Origin of the sequence: Variovorax beijingensis (genome assembly GCF_003951285.1) — a bacterium.
GTDB classification, from domain to species: Bacteria; Pseudomonadota; Gammaproteobacteria; order Burkholderiales; family Burkholderiaceae_C; genus Variovorax; species Variovorax beijingensis.
This window is the reverse complement of sequence record NZ_RXFQ01000052.1, coordinates 1-3,980: the sequence shown is the minus strand read 5'-3', so window position 1 is coordinate 3,980 and position 3,980 is coordinate 1. Positions and strand designations below refer to the sequence as shown.

Annotated in this window: 5 protein-coding genes; all 5 read left to right on the top strand. The window is 57.8% G+C overall.

Annotated features, from left to right (window positions below; translation table 11 throughout):
* Positions 1-46: 46 nt before the first annotated feature.
* The 5 genes from EJO66_RS32210 (at position 47) to EJO66_RS32180 (ending at position 3,903) form a co-directional block, all read left to right on the top strand.
* Positions 47-364, top strand: coding sequence for a toxin-antitoxin system YwqK family antitoxin (locus EJO66_RS32210; protein WP_124962238.1), 318 nt, complete (start codon positions 47-49; stop codon positions 362-364).
* A 79-nt stretch (positions 365-443) separates the two neighbouring features.
* Positions 444-929 (top strand): SMI1/KNR4 family protein, encoded by a 486-nt coding sequence (locus EJO66_RS32205; protein ID WP_125967254.1) that lies wholly within the window; start codon positions 444-446, stop codon positions 927-929.
* Positions 930-1,046: 117 nt separating this feature from the next.
* Entirely contained in the window at positions 1,047-1,400 is a 354-nt protein-coding gene (locus EJO66_RS32200; protein WP_125967253.1) for a hypothetical protein, read from the top strand.
* A 1,068-nt stretch (positions 1,401-2,468) separates the two neighbouring features.
* Entirely contained in the window at positions 2,469-2,840 is a 372-nt protein-coding gene (locus tag EJO66_RS32190) for a hypothetical protein (protein WP_125967251.1), read from the top strand.
* 598 nt (positions 2,841-3,438) lie between these two features.
* Complete coding sequence (locus tag EJO66_RS32180) at positions 3,439-3,903, top strand: hypothetical protein (protein ID WP_125967249.1); 465 nt, start codon at positions 3,439-3,441, stop codon at positions 3,901-3,903.
* Positions 3,904-3,980: the final 77 nt, after the last annotated feature.

The following is a 3,980-nucleotide window of genomic DNA, read 5'->3' as shown; positions in this document are numbered from 1 at the left end:
CACCGGACCTTCCCGACCGCCCGCCAATTCCCGTCAATGCCTTAGCATGACCATCGAAGCTGACCTCAACATCGCCGAGATCCCCTACGAGTCAGGAGCCATCAAGTTCCGCTATGCGAGGGTGATGGCACCCGACAAGACCCGATGGATTCGGCACGGCCTCTTCGTTGCTTACCACGAGCATGGCACGGTGGCGTCCGAAGGGCAGTATGTCGATGGCAAGGAGGACGGGCTTTGGCGCGACTTGCATCCGAACGGGCAGCCTGCGGCCGAGGGCCGCTACCGCGCGGGCCAGGAAGTCGGAGTCTGGCGATTCTGGAAGCCTGACGGCACCGAAGAGCCGAGCACAGACTACGGCGAGTGACGGCCAGGACCGGTCGCTCGGCGATACGCCACAATTCGCCCCGGTTAGCAGTCATTCGCACCTCTTCCCAAAGGTACCGATGCCACTTCAATTCTTCGACGCATCTCTGGTCGGCCCCTTCTCGAAGCGCGAGCTCGACGAAATGAAGGACATGGTCCGCGCCGATTTCCCTTCGTTTGAGTTCGACCCGAGCTACGTGCACGTCGTCGAGGAATTCAACGGTGGCAGGCCCTCAACGAGATACTTTCGCACGCGCGATGGTCAGCTTGCTCCACCGATAGAACGCTTCCTCCACTACACGGCCGGGCATGACCTAAAAGACCATCAGCTCGGTTTCTTAAACGCCAATGTCTTCTGGTCGGCTCTGGAGAATCGTCTCGGGGCGCTTCTGCCGTTTGCCGTGCTGGCAAACAACGATGCTCTGTGCTTCGACTGCGGTTCGGGCGAGGCGCAGGTCGTCCTCTGGAGCAACGAGCGGTCCGGAGAGGGCGGGCCATCGTACGAGCATGTAGCGGATTCGTTCGGCGACTTCTGCGCAGCACTCTCGTCAGTGACCACCGAGTGACCGCGATGCGTCGGGTTCGGCGGCCTTGGAGCGACGCCGAAGCTCCCGCCCGACCGGCTACAGTCGACCAGAAGCGGACTTTTGCCGAAGAGCTATTGTTCTCGGAACCGGACATCTATGAACACGACCATGAGCAGTATTGGCCCCACGCAGTTTGGGGAGAGCCTTCAAAAGCGACGGGCGGCCCGACGGAGATTGGCGTTTGCCTATTTGCTCTTCGTGGGCATTTCGATTCTTTCACTCTCGGGGTACTACTTCACCGGCGTGGGCCTCGGCTGGATTACTTCGGCGATATGGTTGGTGATTGAAATGGGGCGGTCCGCTGTAGCTGCCAAAGGGAAGGTCTGGCTCTGGGTTGGACTAACCATCATCTTGGGACCACTCGGCTTGCTGTGTGGGCCGCCGATGGCTTTCCATGTACTTGGGTGGGCTCCTGGAATCGATCCCGGAGCGCCGGCCAATTCCATTTAGGACTTCCTGCCGGAGAAGCTCCGCGGCCGCAGTCGGCCAGAACCGGTCGGTCGCCCCGTTGGGCAAACTTAGCCCAGAAGCGGTCGTCCATGGCGAGAGCAGGATTTAGACGTCTGACACCAGAGGAGCGGGGATATATGGCCTTACCGGTTGGCCTGATTTGCGCCGCCTATTGCGAGAGATCGTGGAAAGGCCTCAACCTTCGCAGAGACAACGCCCATGCTCACGTAGAGCCAGGTCTCGGAGCAAGCCTATGTTGGGTGTTCGAGTTAACGACGGGACGACAAATGATGATTTTCTGGCGAGAACTACAGCCGGAATTTTCTGAAGTTTGGCTTGAGCACCTGGACCAGTTCGAACCGATGGATCTCGAGGCAGCTGGAGATGCAATTGGAGTTCAAACGAGCGACTTGATACGGGTCGGTGGTCAACTGAAATGGCGGGACTGAGCTCGGCCAAGAGCGGAAGTACGCTACGACCCTCCAGTTTTGCTGCTCACGACCTTTGCCCGCCTTCCCAGGCCGGCTACAGTCCTCTCCTTGCGCGCATATACCTCGCATCACATGGCTACCCCTGCACCAATTACCTCCCAGTTCTGGAATGAATCAACTGGTCACTGCGACTGCTGCGGGCGCACTTCAAAAACGATCTGGGGCGATCTGTCTGACCAATCAGGGTCGCTTGCTGTCTACTTTGTACAGTGGACTGTGAGCGCTCCAGAACATGACCCGATCATCGATCTGATCATCGGCCCTTGGGGGGAAGGCTCGGAGCCCGCAGCAAGAGTTCTTGTCTCATTGGCATATAGGCCGAGCACTCGCGGTGGGTCATTTATGGTTGTGGATGCGGTCGGTCGCCGAGCCGATGATCGGAAAATTTGTGGTCGAGCTTTGTCTCGGCACGAGGTCATCAACACATTGCTGGCTGAGCAAGCATTCTCCCTGGTGGATGCTCTGTGGCTGACCGAGCCTCGTATCGCAGAAGTTCGCGATCTCAACCGCGTCTCGTGCCGACGATCAATCGACGGACTGAGTTCGGCCAGAAGCGGAAGTTGCAAGCAGAGAACCCGTGAACAAGATTTCAGCCAGGATTGAGGCATATCTGAACGCAGGCGATATGGTGATCGCTGAGGTAGCCGCATCAATGCCAATTGAGCGCTGCTTCGTCAGCATTCGAGGCATAGCAAAACCTGGTGTGCCACGCGAAGCCCGACGCTTCCTGAATTCGACGTGGAAGATGTGGGAGTACTGGGATTTCAAGTTTCGCCGCATGGTTCTCTGCGCAGGCTGGGAAGGCGACGAATGGAACTATGACCAGTACATTGTTCATGACGACAGAATCCTGACGTATGACGAGGCTGGCTTTTTCGCTGCGCTGCAAAGCTGGATTCCGGACCCCGCGATGCTCGAGCATCACAGCGAGTCGTCGTCTCCCGAGTAGCCCTACGAAGGTCGGCTTTCGAGCCGCGCCAAAGACCGCAGTGGGCCCCTTTGCGCCGACCAGTCGTGAGGCTACAGCCGGCCAATAGCGGATCTTCGAAGAGCCGGACCGGATGACAGTGAACATGTGTAGGGGAGAGACGTGAGCATGTTGACGAAGGCCCTCTCCGCGCGGCGCGCAAAGGCAGTGGTGGACACCGCTCGGGGCCTCGCGGATGGCACGGTCCTATTTGTTGAGGGTGTAAGGCAGTTGGCAGCCCTGAGATTCGAGGTGTCACGGCTTGACCATGACCGGGACTTCACGTTGTTCGTCGCTATTGCGAGCGAATCGGACCACCTGCCGCCGCACGAGCTCCGCAGTCAGTGTGCGTCGGCCTGGTTAGAACAGTGTGATCGCGAGGCGCGAGAGCTCGAGGTTCTTCACCGGCAGCAGGTTCGCGCTGCATGTGCGCGCCTTGTTGGCCGGTTTTCCTCATGAGTGCGGCGCCGGCCGACGGGCAGAATGCGGCCACAATCGGTCGATCGACAATGTTTCGAAATTTGATCGGTGACGTTGTCTGTATGGAGGCGGGGCGACATCCCCGAAAGAGAGGTTGTAGATGAAGTTAAAGTGGATATTTTTGGCTCTGCCCATTTTTCTTGTTGCTTGCGCTGCGCCGAGCGGCAAGCCTAAGCCCCAGTCGTGGGTGTCAGATTCAAAGAACGGAGAGTTGGTCATCTATCGGCCCGGATCGTTCGTATTCGGAGCTCGGAATGTCTACTTCTATGTAGATGGCGTTGAAGTTGCAAGTCTAGGATCAGGAACATATTCGCTGATAAAGCTTCCTCCCGGAGCTTATCGTCTTTCTCAAAAGTGGGACTGGGACATGATGATCAAAGACATAGAGATTGAAATCAATGTCCCGTCCAAGGAAAGGACATACGTCCGACTGTCGCAATTGGGCGGTGAGTTTTATGGGGGAGTACTTCACACTACTTGGCAACTTGGATCGGTACCCACGGACGAAGGCTTGAGTGAGATCAAAGGGCTTGAAGCAAGAGCGCCAAGCAATACTTCGCAGTGAGGGGCCTTCCGGGCATCGACTGAAGTCTCCATCGACGGGCAGCTTTCATCGTGCTGGTACTTCCGCTTAGGGCCCGA

What these genes read in the sequence shown, in the direction of transcription:
- EJO66_RS32210 (WP_124962238.1), top strand. Translation starts at nt 47, where the DNA reads ATGACCATCGAAGCTGACCTCAACATCGCCGAGATCCCCTACGAGTCA.
- EJO66_RS32205 (WP_125967254.1), top strand. Translation starts at nt 444, where the DNA reads ATGCCACTTCAATTCTTCGACGCATCTCTGGTCGGCCCCTTCTCGAAG.
- EJO66_RS32200 (WP_125967253.1), top strand. Translation starts at nt 1,047, where the DNA reads ATGAACACGACCATGAGCAGTATTGGCCCCACGCAGTTTGGGGAGAGC.
- EJO66_RS32180 (WP_125967249.1), top strand. Translation starts at nt 3,439, where the DNA reads ATGAAGTTAAAGTGGATATTTTTGGCTCTGCCCATTTTTCTTGTTGCT.